20 protein-coding genes, 3 tRNA genes and 2 pseudogenes are annotated in these 22,722 nt (G+C 70.6%); 16 read left to right on the plus strand and 9 right to left on the minus strand.

The window, feature by feature from the left end; genetic code table 11:
- Positions 1 to 6: 6 nt before the first annotated feature.
- A complete protein-coding gene (locus ACFXJ8_RS18950; RefSeq protein WP_379645204.1) occupies positions 7 to 519 on the plus strand; it encodes a pyridoxamine 5'-phosphate oxidase family protein in 513 nt (170 codons plus the stop codon).
- A 1,105-nt stretch (positions 520 to 1,624) separates the two neighbouring features.
- Here ACFXJ8_RS18950 and ACFXJ8_RS18955 read toward each other — a convergent pair.
- From ACFXJ8_RS18955 to ACFXJ8_RS18965, 3 genes are all read right to left on the minus strand, one after another.
- A tRNA-Val gene (locus tag ACFXJ8_RS18955) sits at positions 1,625 to 1,699 on the minus strand.
- Positions 1,700 to 1,709: 10 nt separating this feature from the next.
- Positions 1,710 to 1,781 (minus strand) — tRNA-Gly (locus tag ACFXJ8_RS18960).
- 424 nt (positions 1,782 to 2,205) lie between these two features.
- Complete coding sequence (locus tag ACFXJ8_RS18965) at positions 2,206 to 2,772, minus strand: CGNR zinc finger domain-containing protein (RefSeq protein ID WP_379645205.1); 567 nt, start codon at positions 2,770 to 2,772, stop codon at positions 2,206 to 2,208.
- A gap of 72 nt (positions 2,773 to 2,844) precedes the next feature.
- Here ACFXJ8_RS18965 and ACFXJ8_RS18970 point away from each other — a divergent pair, with 72 nt between their 5' ends.
- The gene (locus ACFXJ8_RS18970; protein WP_379645206.1) at positions 2,845 to 3,603 is read left to right on the plus strand and encodes a class I SAM-dependent methyltransferase; all 759 of its coding nucleotides are present in this window, start codon (positions 2,845 to 2,847) and stop codon (positions 3,601 to 3,603) included.
- A gap of 291 nt (positions 3,604 to 3,894) precedes the next feature.
- Positions 3,895 to 5,445 carry a histidine ammonia-lyase gene (gene hutH, locus ACFXJ8_RS18975; protein ID WP_379645207.1) on the plus strand — a complete coding sequence of 517 codons (1,551 nt, stop codon included), beginning with the start codon at positions 3,895 to 3,897 and terminating at the stop codon, positions 5,443 to 5,445.
- Positions 5,446 to 5,650: 205 nt separating this feature from the next.
- On the opposite strand, the gene ACFXJ8_RS18980 is transcribed toward hutH, so the two are convergent.
- On the minus strand, positions 5,651 to 6,817 hold the full coding sequence (locus tag ACFXJ8_RS18980) for a Rid family hydrolase (RefSeq protein ID WP_379645208.1): 1,167 nt from the start codon (positions 6,815 to 6,817) through the stop codon (positions 5,651 to 5,653).
- A 57-nt stretch (positions 6,818 to 6,874) separates the two neighbouring features.
- Here ACFXJ8_RS18980 and ACFXJ8_RS18985 point away from each other — a divergent pair, with 57 nt between their 5' ends.
- Genes ACFXJ8_RS18985 through ACFXJ8_RS18995 form a run of 3 tightly spaced genes read left to right on the plus strand, consistent with a single transcriptional unit; the run spans position 6,875 to position 9,580 of the window.
- Positions 6,875 to 7,744: a LysR family transcriptional regulator gene (locus ACFXJ8_RS18985; protein ID WP_379645209.1), complete on the plus strand. Its 870-nt coding sequence runs from the start codon at positions 6,875 to 6,877 to the stop codon at positions 7,742 to 7,744.
- A gap of 4 nt (positions 7,745 to 7,748) precedes the next feature.
- The gene (locus ACFXJ8_RS18990) at positions 7,749 to 8,750 is read left to right on the plus strand and encodes a chorismate-binding protein (RefSeq protein WP_379645210.1); all 1,002 of its coding nucleotides are present in this window, start codon (positions 7,749 to 7,751) and stop codon (positions 8,748 to 8,750) included.
- Complete coding sequence (locus ACFXJ8_RS18995; RefSeq protein WP_379645211.1) at positions 8,747 to 9,580, plus strand: aminotransferase class IV; 834 nt, start codon at positions 8,747 to 8,749, stop codon at positions 9,578 to 9,580. The genes ACFXJ8_RS18990 and ACFXJ8_RS18995 overlap by 4 nt, the downstream gene beginning before the upstream one ends.
- Before the next feature lie 113 nt (positions 9,581 to 9,693).
- Here the strand turns inward: ACFXJ8_RS18995 and ACFXJ8_RS19000 are convergent, their stop codons facing one another.
- Positions 9,694 to 9,918: a hypothetical protein gene (locus ACFXJ8_RS19000; RefSeq protein WP_379645212.1), complete on the minus strand. Its 225-nt coding sequence runs from the start codon at positions 9,916 to 9,918 to the stop codon at positions 9,694 to 9,696.
- Here ACFXJ8_RS19000 and ACFXJ8_RS19005 point away from each other — a divergent pair.
- The 8 genes and pseudogenes from ACFXJ8_RS19005 to ACFXJ8_RS19040 form a co-directional block, all read left to right on the plus strand.
- Positions 9,829 to 10,096, plus strand: a pseudogene (locus ACFXJ8_RS19005) (alpha/beta hydrolase); the annotation flags it as partial. The gene ACFXJ8_RS19000 and the pseudogene ACFXJ8_RS19005 overlap by 90 nt on opposite strands.
- 103 nt (positions 10,097 to 10,199) lie before the next feature.
- Positions 10,200 to 11,228: an ABC transporter substrate-binding protein gene (locus ACFXJ8_RS19010; protein WP_379645213.1), complete on the plus strand. Its 1,029-nt coding sequence runs from the start codon at positions 10,200 to 10,202 to the stop codon at positions 11,226 to 11,228.
- A 66-nt stretch (positions 11,229 to 11,294) separates the two neighbouring features.
- Positions 11,295 to 12,266 carry a FecCD family ABC transporter permease gene (locus tag ACFXJ8_RS19015; protein ID WP_379645214.1) on the plus strand — a complete coding sequence of 324 codons (972 nt, stop codon included), beginning with the start codon at positions 11,295 to 11,297 and terminating at the stop codon, positions 12,264 to 12,266.
- A complete protein-coding gene (locus ACFXJ8_RS19020; protein ID WP_379645215.1) occupies positions 12,263 to 13,309 on the plus strand; it encodes a FecCD family ABC transporter permease in 1,047 nt (348 codons plus the stop codon). The genes ACFXJ8_RS19015 and ACFXJ8_RS19020 overlap by 4 nt, the downstream gene beginning before the upstream one ends.
- Positions 13,306 to 14,079: an ABC transporter ATP-binding protein gene (locus ACFXJ8_RS19025; RefSeq protein WP_379645216.1), complete on the plus strand. Its 774-nt coding sequence runs from the start codon at positions 13,306 to 13,308 to the stop codon at positions 14,077 to 14,079. Before ACFXJ8_RS19020 ends, ACFXJ8_RS19025 begins: the two co-directional genes overlap by 4 nt.
- A gap of 184 nt (positions 14,080 to 14,263) precedes the next feature.
- Positions 14,264 to 14,965 (plus strand): annotated as a pseudogene (locus ACFXJ8_RS19030) (ABC transporter transmembrane domain-containing protein); the annotation flags it as partial.
- A gap of 127 nt (positions 14,966 to 15,092) precedes the next feature.
- Complete coding sequence (locus ACFXJ8_RS19035; RefSeq protein ID WP_379645217.1) at positions 15,093 to 15,911, plus strand: ATP-binding cassette domain-containing protein; 819 nt, start codon at positions 15,093 to 15,095, stop codon at positions 15,909 to 15,911.
- Positions 15,898 to 17,598, plus strand: a complete 1,701-nt coding sequence (locus ACFXJ8_RS19040; RefSeq protein ID WP_379645218.1) for an ABC transporter transmembrane domain-containing protein — start codon at positions 15,898 to 15,900, stop codon at positions 17,596 to 17,598. Before ACFXJ8_RS19035 ends, ACFXJ8_RS19040 begins: the two co-directional genes overlap by 14 nt.
- Positions 17,599 to 17,623: 25 nt before the next feature.
- On the opposite strand, the gene ACFXJ8_RS19045 is transcribed toward ACFXJ8_RS19040, so the two are convergent.
- Together ACFXJ8_RS19045 and ACFXJ8_RS19050 are read right to left on the minus strand one after the other, a co-directional pair.
- Positions 17,624 to 18,055 (minus strand): SRPBCC family protein, encoded by a 432-nt coding sequence (locus ACFXJ8_RS19045; protein WP_379645219.1) that lies wholly within the window; start codon positions 18,053 to 18,055, stop codon positions 17,624 to 17,626.
- A gap of 182 nt (positions 18,056 to 18,237) precedes the next feature.
- Positions 18,238 to 19,662, minus strand: a complete 1,425-nt coding sequence (locus ACFXJ8_RS19050; RefSeq protein WP_379645220.1) for an LVIVD repeat-containing protein — start codon at positions 19,660 to 19,662, stop codon at positions 18,238 to 18,240.
- Between the two features lie 80 nt (positions 19,663 to 19,742).
- On the opposite strand from ACFXJ8_RS19050, the gene ACFXJ8_RS19055 reads away from it, so the two are divergent.
- A complete protein-coding gene (locus ACFXJ8_RS19055) occupies positions 19,743 to 20,345 on the plus strand; it encodes a DUF305 domain-containing protein (protein WP_379645221.1) in 603 nt (200 codons plus the stop codon).
- 62 nt (positions 20,346 to 20,407) lie between these two features.
- Here the strand turns inward: ACFXJ8_RS19055 and ACFXJ8_RS19060 are convergent, their stop codons facing one another.
- On the minus strand, positions 20,408 to 20,824 hold the full coding sequence (locus ACFXJ8_RS19060; RefSeq protein ID WP_379645222.1) for an SsgA family sporulation/cell division regulator: 417 nt from the start codon (positions 20,822 to 20,824) through the stop codon (positions 20,408 to 20,410).
- Between the two features lie 417 nt (positions 20,825 to 21,241).
- On the opposite strand from ACFXJ8_RS19060, the gene ACFXJ8_RS19065 reads away from it, so the two are divergent.
- Positions 21,242 to 21,316, plus strand: a tRNA-Val gene (locus ACFXJ8_RS19065).
- A 94-nt stretch (positions 21,317 to 21,410) separates the two neighbouring features.
- On the opposite strand, the gene ACFXJ8_RS19070 is transcribed toward ACFXJ8_RS19065, so the two are convergent.
- The gene (locus ACFXJ8_RS19070; protein ID WP_379645223.1) at positions 21,411 to 22,706 is read right to left on the minus strand and encodes an RNA polymerase sigma factor; all 1,296 of its coding nucleotides are present in this window, start codon (positions 22,704 to 22,706) and stop codon (positions 21,411 to 21,413) included.
- Positions 22,707 to 22,722: the final 16 nt, after the last annotated feature.

Below are 22,722 nucleotides of genomic sequence, written 5' to 3' on the forward strand. Positions count from 1 at the left end.
GGAGATATGGCAGACAAAGAGCCCGTGACCGAACTCGACGCCCAGTTCAGCAGCGACAAGGCCACCCCGACGACCTGGCGGGAAGCGCGCGACCTCCTCGAAGCCGCGGAGATCTACTGGCTGTCGACGGTACGGCCGGACGGCAGCCCGCACGTCACCCCGCTGATCGGGATCTGGCACGACGGCGCGCTGCATTTCTGCACCGGGCCGGACGAGCGCAAGGCCAAGAACCTGCAGAGCAACCCCCGCTGCGTGATGACCGCGGGCGGCGCCAACTCCTTGACCAAGGGGCTGGACGTGGTGGTCGAGGGACAGGCGGTGCTCGTGCACGACGAGGCCAGGCTGCGTCGCCTGGCCGAGGCGTATGAGGCGAAGTACGGTCCCGCGTGGCATTTCGACGTGGTGGACGGGGCTTTCGCCGGGGAGGGCGGCAGGGCCTTGGTGTTCGCGGTCGCGCCTGAACGGGCCTTCGGGTTCGCCAGGGAAAGCGAGTACGGCCAGACCCGCTGGCTGTTCTGACCTCCCCGCCCGCCCAGGCGAAGCCCCGAACCACTGGAGCCGCCAGGGTTCGAGCTGAATGCGCAGTCGGTGAAGACCCTGGCCCGTTCGTTCGAGCGCGGTCGGACGTGATGTCCGCATGGTCGGCCCCACCGCGTGGTGTCGTACCCGTGTGATCGGCTGCACCCACGTGTTCGACCGCACCACATGGTTCCCCCACCGCGTGATGTCGCACCCAGTGTGGGCCTGCTGAACCAGCCGCCAGCCTGGTCGTCCAGGCCCAGGAGAAAGAACCGCACGGCTCGCCGGCACCCATCGTCGAGATGACCACCGCGAACAGCGCCCACGGGGCTGGTGAGGGAGTCGTAACTGACACTGGAGGGCGGGTGGATGCGTCGGGTGCGACGTCACAGGACTTCCCGCAGGTCCGCCGGTCGATCGTTACCGTTAGTAACATCTGGACCTGCCTGGCGGCAGTGGATACTTTTTGACCCTCTTCTCAGCAGAGGGCGATGATGAGCGACGAACCCGTAGGCGAACTCCCGATGCGCGAGGACGCCGAACGGTGCCCCAGCACCGCCACAAACCGGCGCTGCGTCCTCCCGCCCGAGCACCGGGGCGACCACGTGTACCCGCCGATCACCTGACGTAGTGGCGCACCGATTGCCTGAGGAAGGTGGGAGCGGTCGACGCCATCGCCTGCCATAGTGGAGCGGCCGACGGCTCAAAGGTGCACAGAGCGTTCATCGCAGCGCCCTCCGATAAGCGCTCGGCCCACTTGTCTTTGACACGGTGGGTGTAGTTGGCCGTGGCTCGGGAGTCGCCGAGGCCCACCATCATGGCCACGCCTGTCCTGGCCACGCCGTTGGCGAGTCGGTTGGAGGAAGCGGTGGCGCAGGTCATGGGTGCGGAAGTCGGCGCGTACTGGCTGCTCGAAACGTGTTCCGTCCGGCGAGCCACTGTCGTCAAGCAATTGAAGGAAGGAGGACAGTACAACCTCGGCACGCGTGCTGACGGCCGCCACGATCAACCGAGAACGACAAGAAGCCCCAGACTCCGGGCGTATGCCGTGAGCTGGGGCGTTGTCTCCTCTTTGGCCAGATCGGACCAAGTCTGCTACGGAGCGTGGTGGACGATACTGGGATTGAACCAGTGACCTCTTCCGTGTCAGGGAAGCGCTCTCCCGCTGAGCTAATCGTCCTCGGGTTCCGAGCGGAAGACGGGATTCGAACCCGCGACCCTCACCTTGGCAAGGTGATGCTCTACCACTGAGCCACTTCCGCGTTGTCGCTCGTTCGCGACGACGAAGAGAACTGTACCGAATCCTTGCCGAGTCCCCAAACCGAGACGCCATACCGGGTGCGAGGGCACAGCCGACCCCTGCCGGTACGGCTCGGCACCGCGACCAGCCGCGGCCCCTCGAGGTTTCGATCTCCGCCCGACGTTGGTCGGGGCCATGCGCAAGGGCGGGAACTCACGTTTCTGCCATCGGGCGACGCATTCCTGCCAGGAGCTTCGTTGCTGTCCGGCCAAGATTCGGGCCGGTCTGCGATCGTGATCTTCCGCTTTGTTCTCCAAGTGGCCCAGGCCGGGGTCGAAGGGGCTGGGAAGCCCCTGGGAGGAACAGCCCCGAACCCGAAACGCGCGAAGCGCGCCGCCGTGAGGGACCATGCCCTTCGCCCTTGGTTTCTGAGGGGCAGGCGAGGGTCACGTCTTGGCGCGGGCGCGGAAGGCGGCGGTCTTCACCCTGTTCTGGCAGGCCGTGGAGCAGAAGCGGCGGGTGCCGTTGCGGGAGACGTCCACGTAGACGCGGTCGCAGTGCGGCGCCGTACACACCCCGAGCCGGTCGTGGAACTCGCTGCCCAGCACGATCGCCAGCGACGTCGCGCAGCTGGCCGCCCAGTCGCCGGCCATCGTGCCGCCGGGGCCGTGGAAGTGCAGGTGCCACGGCTCGCCGTCGTGGCGGTTCAGGTGCGGGCGCGCGTTGGTCTCGTCGAGTAGCCGGTTGATCTGCTGGGCGGCGGAGTCGATGTCGTCGGCGGCGACGGATGCGAACACCCCGCGCAGCCGCTCGGCGACGGCGGCCAGCTCGCTCGCCTCCGTCTCGCTCGCCTCCCGGTGGCGTGGGTAGCCGGCGCGCAGGCCTTCGGTGGCCGCGGGGGCCAGCTCGGAGGGCAGCTCGTACGGTCGCCCCCGCCGTTCGCCGCCCGTCAGGCAGTTGACCAGGCCCACGGCAACCCGGACCACCCCATCGTTGTGACTGTTGAATTCCACTTGACCAGTTACACCTTTGCGCTCTAAGTTGTGACTGTCGAAATTGTAAACGACGGTCACAGGGAGATCTTCGTGCTCACCAACGATGTCGCAAGGGAATGGATCGCGCGCTGGGACCGCCAGCAGGAGGGCTACCTGCCCGACCGCGAGGAGCGTTTCACCGCGCTGATCGACGCCGTGGAGGCGATCGGGCGTCCCGACCCGCTCGTCATCGACCTGGGGTGCGGTCCCGGCTCGCTGTCGGCCCGGTTGCTCGAGCGCCTGCCGAAGGCCACGGTGATCTCCGTCGACGCCGACCCGCTGCTGCTCGGCCTGGGTCGCGTCGCCTACCCGCACCTGGACTTCGTCTCCCTCGACCTGCGCACTCCCGGCTGGACCGGTCAGCTGGGCCTCGACAGGCAGGTGGACGCCGCGGTGAGCACCACCGCGCTGCACTGGATCTCCGGACCTGAACTGGCCGTCATGTACGCCGAGCTCGCCTCGGTCCTGCGGCCGGGCGGACTGCTGCTGAACGGTGACCACCTCGACTCCGACGACGCCACGCCGTCCATCGCCAGGCTGGAGCGCGCCGTACACGACAAGGAGACCGAGCGGTACTTCGCCGGCGACCGGCCCGAGGGCTGGGGACAGTGGTGGGAGGCCGTGGCGGCCGACCCCGACCTGTCCGAGCTGAACACCGCCCGCACCACGGCCGGATCCGCGCACAGCGGCTCGGAGTCCAACCTGCTCTCGACGCATGTCGAGGCCCTGCGCGGCGCGGGCTTCGCCGAGATCGGCACGCTGTGGCAGCGCGGCAACAACCGCCTGCTGTGCGCGGTGGCCGGCGCCTAGACCGGCCCCATGGGCCGCCGGTACATGACCGCGCGAGCCGGCGTCCGTCGGCGTGCTCGCCGACCAGGCCAAGCTCGCCCGCCCGGTGCTCGTACGGCGTGCTCGATCGCCGATCGGGCCCACCCCGTCCGTCCGATGCCTGGTCGCCGCGCTCCTCGCCGACCAGGCCCACCCCGCCCACCTACTGTGTGGTGATACCTGCCCGCATGGGGCAGTACAGGCATAGCGGGTGTCTTGTCCTGTAAGGAGCTAACATCGCATACGCCGGTTACCTGAGTGAGAGAGTGCAACATGCGCGACAACGAAGTCGTGAACGTCGGGCCTGAGCCGCTGACCTTCGACGACGTCATCCGAGTGGCCCGCCACGGCGCCCCCGTCCAGCTCACGGACGACGCCATCGCCGCGATCTCCGCCGCCCGCCAGCGGGTGGACGAGCTCGCCGAGAGTCCCGTCCCCGCCTACGGCGTCTCGACCGGGTTCGGGGCGCTGGCCACCCGGCACATCGACCCCGCGCTGCGCGCCCAGCTGCAGCGCTCGCTGGTCCGCTCGCACGCGGCGGGCAGCGGGCCCGAGGTCGAGACCGAGGTGGTGCGCGCGCTGATGCTGCTGCGCCTGCACACGCTCGCCACCGGACACACCGGCATCCGGCCGACGACCGCCAAGACCATGGCGGCCCTGCTGAACGCCCACATCACCCCGGTCGTCCATGAATACGGCAGCCTGGGCTGTTCGGGAGACCTCGCGCCGCTCGCCCATGTCGCCCTGACCTTGATGGGCGAGGGCGTCGTACGAGACAAATCCGGGAATGTCGGGCCGAGCGCCGAGGCGCTCAAGCAGGCGGGCATCGAGCCCGTCGAACTGGCCGCCAAGGAGGGCCTGGCCCTCATCAACGGCACCGACGGCATGCTCGGCATGCTCATCCTCGCCATCGACGACCTGACCAGGCTGCTCAAGGCCGCCGACATCAGCGCCGCCATGAGCGTGGAGGCGCTGCTCGGCACCGACCGCGTCTTCGCCCCCGAGCTCCAGGCCCTGCGCCCGCAGCCGGGTCAGGCGCTGGCCGCGGCGAACATGGTCCGCGTCCTGACGGACTCCGGCATCATGGAGAGCCACCGCGACCCGAACGCCTGCACCCGCGTCCAGGACGCCTATTCGCTGCGTTGCGCCCCGCAGGTCGCAGGGGCCGCCCGCGACACCGTCGCCCACGCCACGAACGTCGCCACGTGGGAGCTGGCCTCCGCCGTCGACAACCCGGCCGTCCTGGCCGACGGCCGGGTGGAGTCCAACGGCAACTTCCACGGCGCCCCCGTCGCCTACGTCCTCGACTTCCTGGCCATCGTCGCCGCCGACGTCGCCTCGATGTCCGAGCGCAGGACCGACCGCTTCCTGGACGTGGCCCGCAACCACGGACTGCCCGCCTTCCTCGCCGACGATCCGGGCGTCGACTCCGGCCACATGATCGCCCAGTACACCCAGGCGGCCGTCGTCTCGGAGATGAAGCGCCTGGCGGCCCCCGCCAGCGTCGACTCGATCCCGAGCTCGGCCATGCAGGAGGACCACGTCTCCATGGGCTGGTCGGCCGCGCGCAAGCTGCGCCGCTCGGTCGACGGGCTGACGCGGGTGCTGGCCGTGGAGGTGCTCACCGCCGCCCGCGGCATCGACCTGCGCGCGCCGCTCCAGCCCGCCCCGGCGACCGCCGCGGTGGTCAGGGCGCTGCGCGAGAACGTGCCGGGTCCAGGGCCCGACAGGTTCCTGGCACCCGAGATCGAAGCCGTCGTCCGCCTGGTCGCCGACGGCACCGTCGTCTCCGCCGCGGAATCCGTCACCGGCCCGCTGGCGTAACTCGGACGTCTCGGGGACCCTCAGGAGCCCGCTCCCGAGGGTCCCCGAGCAAGCCGCGGCCTCGGCGGGGGTGCCCACACCCCCCATCCCGTACGGCAAGCCGACGAGAGCCCACCCCCGGCACGGGGCGGGCGCCCGTCCAGGGTGACGCTCCTCGGGAGCGCGTGGCCGGCCGCCCAGACGCGGCCCGCCACACCCGCCACCGTCACCGCAGCGCGACGATCAGGTCGATCTCCAGCATCAGCCCCGGCATGAACAGCTTCGACACCTCCACGGTCGTGCTCGCGGGCGGTGTGCCGGTGATGTACTTCCTGCGCACCTCCCCATAGGCGGAGCGCTCGTCCATGTCCGTCAGGTAGGTCCTGATGAAGGCGATGTCCTCGAACCCGGCCCCCTGGTCGGCGAGGATCTTGCCGATGTTCTGGAAGACGGCCTCGGCCTGCGCCGTCATGTCGCCCTCGCCGATCACCTCGCCGCGCTCGTCGAAGGCGGCCTGTCCGGAGACGTAGAGCATGTCGCCCACGCGGACGGCATGCGAGTAGAACCCGTTGGTGGCCGGCACGCTGTCCGAATTCACCGGCACCGCGCGCGACCCCGTGGCCCCGTTCAGGGGCTCCTCGGTGACGAAGGCGGCGATGGACGTCACGTCCCGCTCGCCGTAGCCCACCTTCTCCGCCGCCTCCAGCCGAGCCTGCGCCGCCCGCGCCATCGTCGCCCCTTCCCACGCTCCCAGCCGCACGTCCTTGGCAGCCAGTCCCAGCGCGTACCTGGTCTCCTCTGCCGGGTCCGCGATCCGGGACGCCAGCACGCCCAGCGGCATCCCGCCCAGCACCTGCGCCAGCGCCTCACGCGGCACCCCGTGCGCCTCGCCGTACGCGAAGGTCTCGGCCAGCAGCACCTGCGCGGGCACCAGCGCCCCCATCACGGCCACCTTCAGCGCCGCCCCGGCCCCGAGCGGACCGAGTTCGAGGACGTTCCCGAAGACCGACAGCACCTGCCTGCACGCCGACACGTCGCCGCCGGCCAGGACCGTCAGCGTGCCGTCGGCGGCGGGGCCGACGCTGCCCAGCACGGGCGCGTCCACGAGCGCCACGGACGAGGGCAGCAGCGCCCGCAGCCGCCGCACCGCCTCGGGCCCGATCGTGGACATCTCCACCACCGTCGCCCCTGGCCGCAGCCCGTCCAGCGCCTGGGTCAGCACCTCCTCGACGGCCTGGCCGTCGCGCAACATGGTGATGACCAGGTCGGCGCCCTCCACCGCCGCGCGTACCGGGCCGAGCCCGCGCTTCCACACCGTCACCTGGTGCCCGGCCTCCATGAGGCGCCGGGCCATGGGGACGCCCATGCGTCCCTGTCCGAGAAATGCAATCACGTGCTGATTCAAGCGCGATGCGAGCCATTCCACCACCGACTATGCTGCATGCCAGCCATGCTTGAGACGAATGACTTGAGGCTGTTCACCGAGGTCGCCCGCGAGGGCTCCTTCACCGGTGCCGCCGAGCTGCTCGGCTACACCCAGTCCGCCGTGTCGCGCCGCGTCGCCGCGATGGAGCGCGCGGCGGGAGGTCCGCTGTTCGTGCGGCTGGCCAGGGGCGTCCGGCTCACCCCGGCGGGCGTCGCGCTGCGCAGGCACGCCGTGGCCGTCCTCGACCGCCTGGACCGGGCGCAGGAGGAGCTGGCCGCGATCCACCGCGGCAGCGGCGGCACGCTGCGCGTCGGCGCCTTCGCCACCGCGAACGTCTGGCTGGTCCCGCAGGCGCTCAAGGCGTTCGGCGAGCACCACCCGAACGTCGAGGTGCGCCTGACCGAGGGCCTGTCGGGGCAACTGCTCGACCAGCTCGACGGCGGCGCCCTCGACGTGGCCGTGGTCAGCGACTATCCGGCGGGCCTGCCCGCGGCGGCCGAGACGGTGCTGCTGCTGGAGGAGCGGCTGCTGGTGGCGCTGCCCTCGGGACACCGGCTGGCCGACCGCGAGGTGATCGACCTGCGCGACCTGGCGGAGGAGACCTGGATCGAGGCCGCGCCCCGCGGGCAGCCGACGATCCTGACCGCCGCCTGTGCCAGGGCGGGGTTCACGCCGCGTGGCGGGCTGCGGGTGGCCGAGTGGACGGGCAAGTTCGGCTATGTCGCGGCCGGGCTCGGTGTGACGCTGGTGCCGGAGCTGGCGGCGCGGGCCGTACCAGACGAGCTGGTGGTGCGGCCGATCTCCGAGGAGGGGTCGCGCAGGAAGGTCTACGCGGCGCTGCCGGAGGTGCCGCTGCCGTCCGCGCTGGCCTTCGTCGGAATACTGGGACAATAGGGGCGTGCACGACAGTTTCGCCCATGTCGGTGGCCTCCTGGCGACCAGGCTCAGAGACCTCACCACCGACCTGGCCGCCCTCGACAGCTCCGGCTGGTGGGCCGTCGTGGTCGACTACGAGGGCAAGGTCACCTGCGCCGGCTTCGACGACGTACGGCAGGCGCCGCTGCCCGCCGCCGGAGCGTGGCACGGGCCCGCGCGGGGAGACTGGCGCAGTTCCCTCGACCAGGACGCCTACGAACGCGGCGTGCAGCGCATCCGCGACTACATCGAGCAGGGCGAGGTCTACCAGGCCAACCTCTGCCGCGTCCTGTCCGCGCCGCTCGGCCCCGAGGCCGACCCGCTCGCGCTGGCGGCCAGGCTCCAGAAGGGCAACCCCGCCCCCTACGCCGCCGTGGTCAGCGTTCCCGGGCTGAGCGTGGTGTCGGCCTCGCCCGAGCTGTATCTCTCGCGCGACGGCGCCACCGTGGAGTCCAAGCCCATCAAGGGCACCGGCGCCACCGCCGCCGACCTGCTGGACAAGGACTACGCCGAGAACGTCATGATCGTCGACCTGGTCCGCAACGACCTCGGCAGGGTCGCCGAGGTCGGCTCGGTCAGCGTGCCGTCGCTGTGCGCGGTCGAGGAGCACCCCGGCCTGGTCCATCTGGTGTCGACGGTCAGGGCCAGGTTGGCCGAGGGCACGGGGTGGGCCGAGCTGTTCGGCGCGACCTTCCCGCCCGGCTCCGTCACCGGGGCGCCCAAATCTTCGGCCCTGCGCATCATCAATGAGCTCGAACCCGAGCCCCGAGGGCCCTACTGTGGGGCCGTGGGCTGGGTCGACGCCGACCGGCGCACGGCCGCGCTGGCCGTCGGCATCCGCACGTTCTGGATCACCGAAGGGGAGATCCGCTTCGGCACGGGGGCGGGCATCACGTGGGGGAGCGACCCCCGCGGGGAATGGCGCGAAACCGAGCTGAAGGCGTCGCGGCTCATCCATTTGGCATCCTCAGGAGGAAATCGATGAACGTTCCCGTCTGGGTCAACGGGGAACTGCTGGATCCGGCACAGGCCACCGTCTCGGTGTTCGACCACGGGCTGATGGTGGGCGACGGCGTGTTCGAGACCGTCAAGTGCGTCAACGGCGAGTCGTTCGCGCTCACCAGGCACCTCGACCGGCTCAAGCTGTCGGCCCAGCGGATGGACCTGCCCGAGCCCGACGTCGACGCCATCGCCGACGGCGTGCGCCGCTGCCTGGCCGCGGCGCCCGCCTGGCCGCTCGGCCGCATCCGCATCACCTACACCAGCGGTCCTGGCCCGCTCGGCTCCGACCGGGGCAACCAGGGCACCACCGCGATCGTCATCGTCGGCGAGCAGGCCGCCTTCCCGCTGACCGCCGACGTGACCGTGGTCCCGTGGCCGCGCAACGAGCGCGGCGCGCTGTCGGGGGTGAAGTCGACGTCGTACGGCGACAACGCCAAGGCGCTGGCCTACGCCAAGGCCCGCGGCGGCGGCGAGGCCATCTTCGGCAACCTGGCGGGCAACCTGTGTGAGGGCACGGGATCGAACATCTTCCTCGTGCAGGGCGGGCGGCTGATCACGCCGACGCTGGCGTCGGGGTGCCTGGCGGGCGTCACCCGCGCGCTGACGCTGGAGTGGTGCGGCGGCGAGGAGGCCGACGTGCCGCTGTCGGCGCTGTATGAGGCGGAGGAGGCGTTCCTGACCTCGACGACCCGCGACATCCAGCCGATCCGGCTGGTGGACGGGACCGTGCTGCCGTCGGCGCCCGGGCCCGTCACGGCCAAGGCCCAGGAGATCTTCGCCGTCCGCGCAGCCGCCGACCCCGACCCGCGCTGACCCGCTCCGCGCTGACCCGATCCGGCGGCTCACATCCGATCCGGCGGCTCACGTCCGATCCGGTACGGCAAGCGGGCGAAAGGCCCCCGCGGTCACCGGTGGCCGCCCGTCCATCACGCGTGCTCCAGCAGGACTCCGGTCCCCGCCGTCACGTCGCCCGTTGCGAGAGTGCACGGGCGATGTGACGGCGGCCGGCCTGCCCGCTCCAGTGCCTCACCCAACCCCGACAGAACCGCCCACTCCAAGCGGGGCACCACCGCTTCGCCCTGGCCGGACACGACCGGCGCGCCCTGGTCGCTGTCCGCGCCGGGCTCGACCGTCCCGGCTCTGTCACCCACCTGCCCTCCCTCGACGTCCTGCCCACGCTGGACATGTGAGACGTCATGCGAGGAGCCTCGGCCGCAACCGCCCGGCCTGCCCGAGCAGCTGATCGGCGCGAGCGCCGACGTCTTCTTCGGCCACTTCCTGGACGTGGGGACCCGCCACCCAGACGCGATCCCGGCGGAGATCCGCGCCGTGACGCCGAGCCGCCCGATCACACTCGCCTAGCCAAATGCCAAAACTATGGTTAGCCTTGCCTAACTGTTGACCTCCCCTAAGCGAGAACGGAAGCTTCACCATGCGCGCATGGCGTCCGGTCCTGGTACTCACCGCCCTGAGCGTTGTGCTCGCCGGTTGCGGCTCCGGAGACAATCCCGGCACTACCACTGCAGCCTCCGCCGCACCCTCCACCGCACCGTCCGGCCCCTGGTCGTTCACCGACGGGTCCGGCAAGGTCGCCAAAGCGGCAAGGTCGCCAAAGCGGATCATCGCGCACGCGGGCGAGGCGGCCGCGTTGATGTCCTTCGGCATCAAGCCGGTCGGCATCTACGCCGACGAGTCGGTCAAGACCGACGCGAACCTGAAAGATCTCGACCTGACCGGCATCGAGATCCTGGGCCAGGAGTGGGGCAAGATCGACGTGGAGAAGGCCGCGGCCCTGCGGCCAGACCTGATCGTCGGCGACTGGTGGCCGGCGGAGAAGGCGTACAGCGGCCTGGAGGAAGGCGTCGACGAGAAGAGCAAGAAGCTCGCCGAGCTGGCCCCGGTGGTGGGTGTCTCCCAGGGCAAGTCGATCGTCGATCTGGCCAAGGGGTATGAGGACCTCGCCAAGAGCCTGGGTGCCGATGTCGACGCCCCGCAGATCGCCGCGAACAAGAAGCGCTTCGACGACGCGGTCGCCACGTTCAAGGCGGCGGTAGCGGCCAAGCCGGGCCTCACGGTGGCCGCGATGTCGCCCGCGGACGACAAGGTGTACGTGGCCAACCCCGAGTACGCGCCCGAACTGCTGGACTTCCAGCGCTGGGGGCTGAAGGTGATCAACCCGGACAGCCCGGACCCCGGCTTCCCGTACTGGGAGAACCTGAGCTGGGAGAACGTCGACAAGTACCAGCCCGACCTGATCCTGTGGGACGGCCGTAGCTTCAAGCCCACCGCCAATGCCGAGTGGGGTAAGAAGCAGCCCACCTGGTTCAAGATCAAGGCGGCCAAGGCGGGGGCGGTTGTGTCGTGGCCGGCGTACTGGCTGCACACCTACGGCCACTTCGCCACCGAGCTGGACAAGCTGACGGCGGCGGTCAAGGCCGCGGACCCGAACGTCGGCAACTGATCACCACTGATGAGCAGTTCGACACATCTCGCACGTAGAGCCGCGGCCCTCGGGCCGGGGCTCGCCGTGCTGTGCGTACTACTGGCCCTGGTCGCCTTTCTCAGCGTCACCCTGGGCTCGCGCTCGATCGGCCTGGCGGAGGTGCTGCGCGCCTTGGGCAGTCTGGACACCGACGGGTCGATCAACAGCACGGTCACGCTGGAGCTGCGCGTGCCCCGCACGCTGCTCGGCATCCTGGTGGGCGCCGCCCTCGGCGTCGCCGGCGCCATCCTGCAGGGCGTCACCCGCAACCCGCTGGCCGATACGGGGATCATGGGCATCAACTCGGGCGCGGCTGTCTTCGTGGTCTTCGCCATCACGGTGCTCGGCGTGCGCGGCGCGGATGTCTACGTCTGGTTCGCCTTCGCCGGGGCGATCGGGGCCCTCGTGCTGGTGTACGCGATCGCGTCGCTCGGCAGGGAGGGCGCCACCCCGGTCAAGCTGGCCCTGGCCGGCGCGGCCGTCACCGCGGGGCTGGCCTCGGTGACCACCGGGATCGTGATGACCAATGTGGACGCGCTCAACGAGCTGCGGTTCTGGCAGGTGGGGTCGCTGGCCGGGCGGTACGCCCCGATTCTTACCGGGGTCGCGCCGTTCCTCATCCTCGGGCTGGTCGCCTCGCTGGGTTTCGGGCGGGCGCTCAACGGGCTCGCGCTCGGCGAGGACATGGCCCGCGGCCTCGGCCAGCAGGTCACCCGGACCCGGGCGGCAGCGTTCGGCGTGGTCGCGGTGCTCGCCGGCGCCGCCACGGCCGCCTGCGGACCGATCGTCTTCGTCGGGCTGGTCGTACCGCACGTCGCGCGGTTCATCTGCGGCCCGGACTACCGGTGGATCCTGCCGTACTCCATGCTGCTGGCCCCCATCATGCTGCTGCTGGCCGACGTGCTCGGCCGGGTGGTGGCCGCCCCCGACGAACTGCAGGTCGGTGTGGTCCTCGGCGTGCTCGGGGCGCCGGCGTTCGTCGGCATCGTCCGCTACCGCCGGTTGTCGGAGGCGTGACCGTGAAAACGACCACGACCGCCGGCGCCTTCCGCACCACCCGGCGTCGCCGGACCACCCGTTCGCTTGTGGTGACGTGCTCGCTGGCCATGGCCGCCAGCGCACTGTTCGTGCTCACCATGATGGTGGGCAGCTTTCAGCTCAGCGCGGGCGAGGTCATCGCCTCGGTGCTCCACCTGCGCGACGACCCCAGCGTGGATTTCGTTGTCCGGGGGTTGCGGCTGCCCACCGCGGCGTCCGCGCTGGCCGTCGGTCTCGCCCTCGGCGCCGCCGGGACGATCTTCCAGCAGCTGCTGCGCAACCCTCTCGCGTCTCCCGATTTCGTCGGCATCAACTCAGGCGCCGGGCTCGCCGCCATCACCGGGATCGTGCTGTTTCAGGTCAGCGGGCTGGCCGTGAGCGCCCTCGCTCTCGCAGGGGCCGTCGTCGCCGCCCTGCTGATGTACGTGCTCGCCTGGCGCGACGGCGTGGCCGGCTACCGGTTCATCCTCATCGGCATCGGCGCCGGGCTCTTCTTCGACGGCCTGATCGGCTACATGCTGAGCCGAGCCCAGCTGTCCGACGCCCGGCAGGCGATGCATTGGCTGACCGGCTCCGTCGGGCAGGCCGACGCCGGCGAACTGCGGCTCCTCCTCGGCGCCGTGCTGCTCCTCCTGCCCACCGCGGTCCTCCTGCAGCGGCAGCTGCGGGCGCTCGAACTCGGCGACGACACCGCTCGGGCGCTGGGGAGTCGTACCGAGCTCAGTCGCGCCGGCCTCCTCGCCACGGCGGTGGTGCTGACGGCCTTGGCCGTCGCCGTGGCCGGCCCCATGGTCTTCGTCGCACTCGTCGCCGGACCGATCGCCAACCGGCTGCTCGGCCCCGCCACAGGCGGGATCGTCCCAGCCGCGCTGGTCGGCGCCGCGCTGCTGCTCACCGCCGACCTCATCGCCGTCCACCTGCTGCCGACGCCGCTGCCCACCGGCGTGGTGACCGGTGCGGTCGGCGCGCCCTACCTGCTGTGGCTGCTGGCCACCACCAACCGGCAAGGAGCGGGTGGATGACCCGACTACGCGCCGAGGGTGTGACCCTCGGATACGACGACCAGGCGGTCGTGACCAACCTCGACGTCCTGGTGCCTGACGGCAGGATCACGGCGATCGTGGGCGCCAACGCGTGCGGCAAGTCCACGCTGCTGCGCGGCCTGGCCCGGCTGCTCAAGCCCCGCCGCGGCGCCGTGTACCTCGACGGCAAGGCACTGACCGAGCTGAGCACCCACGAAGTGGCCAAGACACTCGGGCTGCTGCCGCAGACCCCCCTCGCGCCCGACGGCATCACCGTCGCCGACCTGGTCTCCCGCGGCCGCTACCCGCACCAAGGGTGGTTCCGCCGCTGGACGGAAGGCGACGACGACGCGGTCACCCGCGCCCTCGACGCCACCGGCACCGCCGACCTGGTCAACCGCCCGCTCCGGCAGCTTTCCGGCGGCCAGCGGCAGCGCGTCTGGGTGGCGATGGCGCTCGCCCAGGACACCGATCTGCTGCTCCTGGACGAGCCCACCACCTACCTGGACATCAATCACCAGGTGGAGCTGCTGCGGCTGCTGCGGAAGCTGAACGCGGAGTCCGGCAAGACCATCGTGGTCGTGCTGCACGACCTCAACCTCGCGTGCCGCTTCTGCGACCACGTCATCGCGATGGCAGAGGGCGCCATCGTCGCAGAGGGCGCCCCAACCTCGGTGATCACCGCGGAGCTGGTCGAGAAAGTCTTCGGCCTCAGCTGCGTCGTGGTGCCCGACCCGGTCGCCGGCACCCCGATGGTGGTGCCTTCCTGATGGCGCTCCCGGTGCTGGTCCGGGTGTGAGCACCACCGACACCCGCGTCGACCCGGCCACCCTGCGTACGGCGACCGGACGCGAAGCCACCCGTTGGGTCGTGGCGCACTGCCGTGAAGCGTCATGGCTGACGGCCGCCACCGTGCTCACCACGGTGGCCGGTGCCGCGCTTCAGGTGCTGCCGGTGCTCCTGCTCGGCCGGGTGGTCGACGGGGTGATCGAAGGCGAACCGCCATCGATCCTGGTGACGATCGGCGCCCTGATGGTCGCCGCCGCGCTCGCCGGCTCGGCGGCCACCGCGGCGTCGACGTACCTGATCGGACGGCTGGGCGCGGATCTGCTCGCGCGGCTGCGGGAGGGCGCCGTCCGGGCGGTGCTGGCGATGCCGAGCGCGCGGATCGAGCAGGTCGGCAGGGGAGACGTGCTGTCCAGGGTCGGCGACGATGTGGCCGTGCTGTCCAAGGGCATCCGCACGGCCATCCCCACGGTGTTGTCGGCGGGAGTGCTGGTCGTCATCGCCACGGTCGGCATGTTCGGACTGGACTGGAGACTCGGCCTTGCGGGCGCCGGCGCGCTGCCCGCGTACGCGCTGGCCCTGCGCTGGTATCTCCCTCGGTCCGCCCCGCTCTACCAGGAGCAGCGGGCGGCCCAGGCCGACCGAGCACAGGCGTTGATCAGTGGCCTGAACGGGATCGACACGGTCCGGGCGTATCGCCTTGAGGACGCCTTCCGCGAGCAGGTCACCAGAGAGTCGTGGCGGGTACGCGATCTCGGCATCGAGGTGTTCCGGTTCTTCGGCCGGTTCGTCGGCAGAGAGAACCGCGCCGAGTTCATCGGGCTGGTCCTGATCATCGTGGTGGGGTACGCCCTGTTGGAGGCCGATGCCGCCAGCCTGGGCGAGGTGTCGGCGGCCCCGCTGCTGTTCCACCGGCTGTTCAACCCACTGGGCTCCATCATGTTCACCTTCGACGAGGCGCAGAAGTCGGGCGCGAGCCTGACCCGGGCTGGTCGGGGTGCTGGGCGAGGCCGCGCAGGACCGGCTGGTCGGCAGTGCGGCCGCCGTGTCCGCGGACGTCGTGCCGTACCCGGTGACGGTCGAGGGACTGACGTTCAGCTACCCCGATTCCGAGGAGCCGGTCCTCCTGGATGTCGACCTGGCGATCCCGGCCGGGGGTTCGCTCGCGCTGGTGGGCGCGACGGGCGCGGGCAAGACCACCCTGGCCGCGCTGATCGCGGGCATCGGCACCCCGCAGGCGGGATCGGTGCGCATCGGGCCGACCGACCTCGCAGACCTGGACGAGGCAGGGGCGCGCGCCTTGGTGAGCATCCTGACGCAGGAGACGCACGTGTTCTCCGGTCCGCTCGCCGACGACCTGCGGCTGGCCGCGCCGGAAGCGACCGACGCCGAACTGATGGACGCGTTGCGCGCGGTCGGCGCCGACGGGTGGGCCGACGCGCTGCCCGATGGGCTGAACACCATGGTCGGCGAGGGCGGCGAGCGCCTGGACGTCACCAAGGTCGCCCAGATCGCCTTGGCCCGGCTGGTGCTGGGCCGGTCGCCGGTGGTGGTGCTCGACGAGTCGACCGCGGAGGCGGGCAGCGAGGGCGCCGCCGAGCTGGAGCGGGCTGTGTCGGCCGCGTGCCAGGGCCGGACCACGCTGTTGGTGGCGCACCGGCTGACGCAGGCGATGGCGGCGGACCGGATCGCCGTGCTGGACGCGGGACGCGTGGTGGAGCAGGGAACTCACGAGCAGCTGGTGGCTCTGGGCGGCCGGTACGCGCGACTGTGGCGGGCCTGGCGAGAGGGCGGTCAGCTCGATGACGACTCCTGACACGCAGCGGCCCCGCCGGGGGTCCGACATCCTCTGGACCGCACTGCGGCGCAACGTCGGCGCCATGACCTGGGGCACCGTCCTCATGGGCATGTACCAGGCGGGTGAGACCGCCTTCCCCATCGCGCTCGGCCTCATCGTCGAACACACGATGCGGGACCGGAGCCTCGGCTCGCTCGCCCTGTCGATCGCCGCGTTGGCCGTGATCATCACGACCGTGTCGCTGTCGTGGCGGTTCGGGATGCGCGTCCTGCAGCAGGCCAACACGACCGAGGCGCACCGCTGGCGGGTACGGGTCGCCGCCTGCGGACTCCAGCCGGTGGCCAGGGACGTCGACCTCAAGTCCGGCGAGGTGCTGACCATCGCCACCGAGGACGCCGACCAGACCGCCGACATCATCGAGGTGGTGCCGCTGCTGATCAGCTCCCTGGTCGCGGTGGTGATCACGGCGGTGGCGCTGGGCATGGCCAGCATCTGGCTCGGCTCGCTGGTGATCGTGGGGACCGTCGCGATCCTGTCGATCCTGAGCGTGATGTCCAAGCGGATCGGCGTCAGTACCCGCGAACAGCAGGCGCGGGTGGCGCGGGCGGGCGCGAAGGTCGCCGACCTGATCACCGGCCTGCGCCCGCTGCACGGCTTCGGCGGCAACGACGCGGCGTTCCTGTCCTACCGAAAGGTCAGTACGGAGGCGAAGCACCAGGCGATCACCGTCGCCCGGGTGAACGGCGCGTACGCGGGCGTCGCGCTGGCCCTCAACGCGATCCTCGCCGCCGCCGTGACCCTGACGGCGGGGTGGCTCGCGTTCCGGGGCCAGATCACCATCGGGCAGCTCGTCATGGCCGTGGGGCTGGCGCAGTTCGTCATGGAACCGCTCAAGCTGTTCTCAGAGATGCCGAAGTACGTGATGATCGCGCGCGCGTCGGCCGAGCGGATGGCCCTGGTGCTGGCCGCGCCGCCGGTGATGATCCCGGGGCGGGACCGCCCGTCCGCGGGCGGGGACCTCGAGGTCGACTGCGTCCGGTACGGGTCCCTGCGCAAGGTGAGGTTCCAGGTGTCGGCCGGCGAGTTCGTGGCGATCGCCGCCTACCAGCCGCGCACGGCGGCCGACCTGGCATCGGTCCTGGCCGTGAACGTCCCGCCCGGCGCGTATGAGGGTGTGGTGCGGGTCAGCGGGCAGGAGACGGCGGACCTGTCGATCGAGGCGGTCCGCGAGCACATGCTGGTGAACCCGTACGACGGGGAGATCTTCGCGGGCACCCTCCGCACGAACATCGACCCGTCGGGCTCCAGCCGGATGGTCCCCGAGGCCGTCGAGGCGTCGATGCTGACCGACGTCGTCGCCCTCCACCGCGAAGGACTCGACTACGGCGTCCGCGATCGCGGCGCGAACCTATCCGGCGGGCAGCGCCAACGGCTGTCTCTGGCCCGCGCCCTCGCCGCCGACGCCGACGTCCTCGTCCTGCACGACCCGACGACCGCGGTCGACGCGGTCACCGAGCAGCTCATCGCGCGCAACCTCGCCGCGCTGCGCCGAGGGCGCACCACCATCGTGATCACCAGCAGCCCGGCCCTCCTGGACGCCGCCGACCGGGTCCTCGTCCTGGACGACGGCATCGTCACCGCGGAGGACACGCATCGGAACCTCCTCGCCACCGACGAGGACTACCGTCTGGCCGTGGCCCGGTGACCGTAGGCACTACTTCCGCTTACGGTTACGCTCCGTGCGGCGCTGTCGATTCGCGGCCAGTGGCCAGCCTGACCAGTCGCCGCAGTGACCACCGCATGAACGCCCTGGCCACCGGGCGCACGAGCGTGCCGAGCGGCAGCGACAGCTCCTCGGCCCAGATGAGGCGCCCGCCCGCGATCCTGAACACGCCCGTGCCGCGCACCAGCAGCCCCGTGTGCCTGACCGCGACCGCCGTGGGCGGTTCCCACCGGGTGATGACCATCGTGTCGAGGAAGCCGAGCCTGCCGACGCCGGTGAAGGCGGCCAGCTCGCTGCCCACGCCGCGCCCGTCGCCCTCGACGACGCGCGCGGTGGTCAGCAACATCCACTCGGGGTGCCTCGACCAGTCGGTCAGGACCTGGAACAGCCGCTCGGCGAGCAGGTCCGTCGGCACGGCGACAGCCAGGCGGGTCGGCATGATCCCTACTGTACGGCCGGACCGCGACGCCTGGAGCCGCATGCGGTGCGGGCCGCGCCGGGCTTCTCGCTTCACGGGCGATGTGACGGCGGCCGGCCCGCGCGCCCGAGTGGCGTCGACCGACAGGCGGGTGTGGTGACCACAGGAGAGCTCACACCGGCTTGCCGTACCAGAGAAAACGGTCAGAAGCTCTTCTGGGTCTGCACGTTGAAGTCGGTCATCTTCACCGACTTCGCCGGGTCCGTCAGCGGGTCGTTGATCTCGATGACGTCCAGGCCGCGCAGTATGTCGCTGGAGTAGATGTAGCCGTTGTAGTAGTACGCCGACCACGATCCCGCGATCATCGGCTCGCCGCGCTCGGGCCCGCGCTCGAAGTAGCCGATCTCCCTGGGCGCGTTCGAGTCCGTGAAGTCCCAGATCGACACCCCGCCCTGGTACCACGCCTGGACCATGATGTCCTTGCCCTTGACCGGGATCAGCGACCCGTTGTGCGCGACGCAGTTCTCCTTGGCCGTCTGCTCCCGCGGCATCTTGAAGTAGCCGCGCCGCTCCAGCTTGCCGTCCACGATGTCGTAGACCGCGTTGGCGCCCTTCGTCACCGGCGTCTTGGCGTCGCAGGTCGGCATCCCGCCGCCGCCCAGTTCGTCACCGAAGACGACCTTCGTGGCGTCGTTGTTGAACGTCGCCGAGTGCCAGATCTGGAAGTTCTCCTTGTCCTTGACCTGCTGCAACACCTTCGGCTTCACCCTGTCGGTGATGTCGAGCAGCACCCCGTCGCCGAAGCACGCGGCCGCGGCCAGGTTCTTCTCCGGGTAGGCGGTGATGTCGTGGCAGCCCGCCATGAACGAGTCGGCGCCCTGGCCGTCGGGGAAGATGTCGGGCGAGGCCACGATCTTGGCCTGCTTCGGGTCCTTCACCGGGACCTCGACGATCTGGATCAGCTCGTGCGGCGCGGGGCAGGTCTTGGAGTCGGGCTCCGGCCCCGGCGAGGAGACGTAGATGTAGAGAGTGTCGGGGTCCTTGCCGGGCACCATCGTGTGGGTGTGGGAGCCGCAGTCGGTCGCCACCGAGCTCACGTACTTGGGCGCCGCCTTGTCGGTGATGTCGAAGATGCGGATGCCCTCCCACGGCGTGCTGCTCTCCGTGGCGCCCCTGCTGCCCGGCTTGGACGCGCACGTCTCGTCGGAGCGGGGCTCGTCCACCGACAGGAACAGCAGGTTCCCGTGGACGGACACGTCGTTCTGCTGCGACTCGCACGCCACCTTGCTGACCGTCTTCGGCTTGGTGGGGTCGGAGATGTCGTAGACGGTGAAGCCGCCGAAGTTGCCCACGTAGGCGTAGTCGCCCTGGAAGGCCAGGTCGGAGTTCCAGTTCATGCCGCCGTCGAGCGGGGCCTCGCGCGGCATGTTGGCGACCAGCCTGACGTTGTCGGAGGTCATCACCTCCCCGTCGGAGTCCGCGGCGCCGGTGCTCGGGGCGGCGGGGGAGGGGGGAGCGGCGACCGCGGAGGAGGCCGCCTGCTGGGGCTGAGAGGGCGGTGGAGCCGACGAGCACGCCGACAACACGACGAGCAGTGCCCCCGCGGCACCCAGCTTGGAGAACTTCACGTGCGCCCCCTTGGGAATCGTGGACCAGTATGGAAGCTATGTCAGCCAGGTTCCGAACGCGCGGACTTTTCGTCACAGTAATGGTGACATCGGCGCTGGCGGGTTGCGCATCGGAGCTCGCCGGACCCTCATCGGTCGGCCCTGGCGCGCCCGTGATCGTCCCCGGATCGCCGGGAGGGCCCGGCCGTACGGCGCAGCCGGGGGAGAGCCTTCCGGCCCGCGACTGGTCGGCCGTGGCGGCGGACGTGCGCTTCGCCGAGGGCATGATCCCGCACCACCGGCAGGCGATGGAGATGACCGGCCTGGTCGAGGCGCGGGCGAAGGCCGAGGGCGTGCGCGCCGTGGCGCGGCAGATCGCGCTCACCCAGCGGCCGGAGATCATCGTCATGCGCGACTGGCTCGGCGCGCTCGGCAGAGCCGTACCCGATCATGGCTCGCACGCCTCCGGCGGCTACGGGATGGCCTCGCTGAAGGACATGAACGCGCTGCGCGCCGCCCGCGGCGCCGCCTTCGACCGGATGTTCCTGCAGCTCATGATCAGGCATCACGAGGGCGCGATGCGGATGGCGGGCGAGGAGCTGTCCGGCGGCCAGGACCAGCGCATGCTGCTCATGGCCAAGGACGTCTACTCCGGCCAGGGCATCGAGGTGGCGCGCATGAAGGAGCTCCTCGCCACCATCTGAAAAGCGTGATGCCCGCACCGGGGTGCGGGCATCACGGGACGAGGATCGGGGTCGGGGATCGGTCAGGACGGCCAGAGCATGTTGGTCAGCTCGGAGTCCAGATCCATGAAATCGGTCTCCCGGCCTGCGGGCACGAGATCGTACGTGCGGTGCAGGAACTCGGTGAGAGGAGCCAGGGGGACTTCGAAGAGCGCCTGTCCGAACGGCGACGTCAGGCTGATGTGGAGCGTGCGTTCGCCGTCGGCGCGTGCGGGCCAGACCTGCACGTCGCCGTCGCCGACACGCCTCACAATGCCTACAGTCAGCAGTTCGCGGGCGAAGATCCACTCGACCGGTTCGTCGTTCCCTACGTGGAAGGCCATGCGGATGGCATACGGGTCGTCGGCTGTGTAGCTCAGTCCGGCGAGCAGGGGGACGGTAGTACGGTCGGGGACCACAAGCCGAAGGCCAAGCTCGGCGGAGACGGTGGTGCTGTTCATCGTCAGCCAAACCTTTTCGTCGTACGGTCCCCTCTTCGGGGCTTTCACTGCTCTGACGGACTTCGTCCTGAGCTATGACGCGGAACGAAGAAACCTGTAGGAAAGATTCCGCCTCCAGGCCCTTCTGTAACGCAACTCACAGATGGACATTTGGGCATCTACCTGGCTAAACATCATTAACTGGGATGATGTTTGCGAGGGTTTTGCGGGTTGCTGGCGTCGTCTCGGCGCGCCCTGCACGACCTTTCGGGCGATCGGGGCCTTCCGGAACAGCTTGATGGTATGCCAACGAGACGCCATGCTGACGGGCAACCGCCGCCTTTGGCCCCAATCCCCCTCCGGGTCGCGTCGCTTCGCGAGTGGTCGGGAAGTGCGGTATGGTTTTCCACGTCGGCGCCGCGAGGGGCCGGACAGGGCGGGCGATTAGCTCAGCGGGAGAGCGCTTCGTTCACACCGAAGAGGTCACTGGTTCGATCCCAGTATCGCCCACCATCTCGAAGGCCGCTCCGCAACACGCGGGGCGGCCTTTTCGATCTCCCGAGTGGGCATCCGCTGGGAAGATCCGCTCCACCGCCTGAGCCGGTTGTCAGCCCAGGGCGGCCAGCTTACGCTGAAGCAGGCTGCGCTCGCGCTCGTTCCCGCACAGCCTGACGGCGAGCTCGAGCTCACGCCGCGCGTCGTCGCGCTTTCCGAGGCGGCTGAGCAGCTCGCCGCGCACGCTCGGCAGCAGATGAGAGCCGGACAGGTGCCCCGCCGCGACCAGATCGTCGACGACGGCAAGCGCGGCTGCCGGGCCCTGGGCCATGGAGATCGCGACCGCCCGGTTGAGCTCGACGACGGGCGAGGGCGCCAGGCGGCCAAGCGCCTCGTAGAGCAGCACTATCCGGTCCCAGTCCGTCTCCTCGACGGACGGCGCGACCGCATGACATTCGGCGATCGCGGCCTGCACGCCGTACACACCAAGACCATGGCCGACGCGCCCGGCTTGAGCCAAGGCCGCCCGCCCGCGCCGGATCGCCGCCCGGTCCCAACGCCGGCGGTCCTGCTTCTCCAGCAGGACCGGTTCACCGTCCTCGTCCAAGCGCGCGGGGAACCGGGCGGCGGTGAGCTCGAAGAGGGCGAGCAGGCCGTGCACCTCCGACTCGTCCGGGACCAGCCGCGCCAGGATCCGGGTCAGCCGGACCGCCTCGCGAGCCAGATCGGGGCGGATCCACTCACTTCCTGAGGTGGCGGTCGAGCCCTCGGTGAAGATCAGGTACAGCACGCTGAGCACCGAGCCGAGCCGCTTGCGGCACTCGTCGGGCGGTGGCATCTCGAACGGCACCTGCGCGGCCGCGAGCGTCTTCTTGGCCCGCGTGATGCGCGCCTGCACCGTGGCGGTCGGCACGAGGAAAGCCCGGGCGATCTCGTCGCTCGTGAGGCCGCCGAGGACGCGGAGCGTGAGCGCGATCCGGGCCTCGCGCGACAGCACCGGATGGCAGGCGATGAACATCAGCGCCAACAGGTCGTCATCGACGCGGTCCGGATCCCACAGCAGGTCGGTGTCCGGTGCCGCGCCCACCGGAGGCGTTGCCTGTTGAGCGGAGGCGACACCGCCCTCGCCCAGGTGGCGGGCGAGGGCGGCGTACCTCTCGTCGAGTGCCGAGCGGCGGCGGAAGGAGTCGATCGCGCGCCGCCGGGCCGCGGTGAGCAGCCACCCCGCGGGATTGCGCGGCACGCCGTCTCGCGGCCAGGCGACGAGCGCCTCGGCCAGCGACTCCTGTGCCACGTCCTCGGCCAGCGCGAAATCGCCGGTGAACCGGGCGAGCGCGCTGACGATGCGCGCGGACTCGATCCGCCACACCGCCGCGACGGCCTGGCGGCCGCCGTACGGATCGATCACAGGCCCTCCTTTGTCG

The organism is Nonomuraea sp. NPDC059194 (assembly GCF_042754765.1).
Classification (GTDB): domain Bacteria; phylum Actinomycetota; class Actinomycetes; order Streptosporangiales; family Streptosporangiaceae; genus Nonomuraea.

Excerpts from the sequence above, each read along its gene's own strand:
- ACFXJ8_RS19010 (WP_379645213.1), top strand. The coding sequence starts at position 10,200 with ATGCGCGCATGGCGTCCGGTCCTGGTACTCACCGCCCTGAGCGTTGTG.
- ACFXJ8_RS18995 (WP_379645211.1), top strand. The coding sequence starts at position 8,747 with ATGAACGTTCCCGTCTGGGTCAACGGGGAACTGCTGGATCCGGCACAG.
- ACFXJ8_RS19025 (WP_379645216.1), top strand. The coding sequence starts at position 13,306 with ATGACCCGACTACGCGCCGAGGGTGTGACCCTCGGATACGACGACCAG.
- ACFXJ8_RS19060 (WP_379645222.1), bottom strand. The coding sequence starts at position 20,824 with ATGAACAGCACCACCGTCTCCGCCGAGCTTGGCCTTCGGCTTGTGGTC.
- ACFXJ8_RS18950 (WP_379645204.1), top strand. The coding sequence starts at position 7 with ATGGCAGACAAAGAGCCCGTGACCGAACTCGACGCCCAGTTCAGCAGC.
- ACFXJ8_RS19055 (WP_379645221.1), top strand. The coding sequence starts at position 19,743 with ATGGTGACATCGGCGCTGGCGGGTTGCGCATCGGAGCTCGCCGGACCC.
- ACFXJ8_RS18985 (WP_379645209.1), top strand. The coding sequence starts at position 6,875 with ATGCTTGAGACGAATGACTTGAGGCTGTTCACCGAGGTCGCCCGCGAG.
- ACFXJ8_RS19045 (WP_379645219.1), bottom strand. The coding sequence starts at position 18,055 with ATGCCGACCCGCCTGGCTGTCGCCGTGCCGACGGACCTGCTCGCCGAG.
- ACFXJ8_RS19040 (WP_379645218.1), top strand. The coding sequence starts at position 15,898 with ATGACGACTCCTGACACGCAGCGGCCCCGCCGGGGGTCCGACATCCTC.
- hutH (WP_379645207.1), top strand. The coding sequence starts at position 3,895 with ATGCGCGACAACGAAGTCGTGAACGTCGGGCCTGAGCCGCTGACCTTC.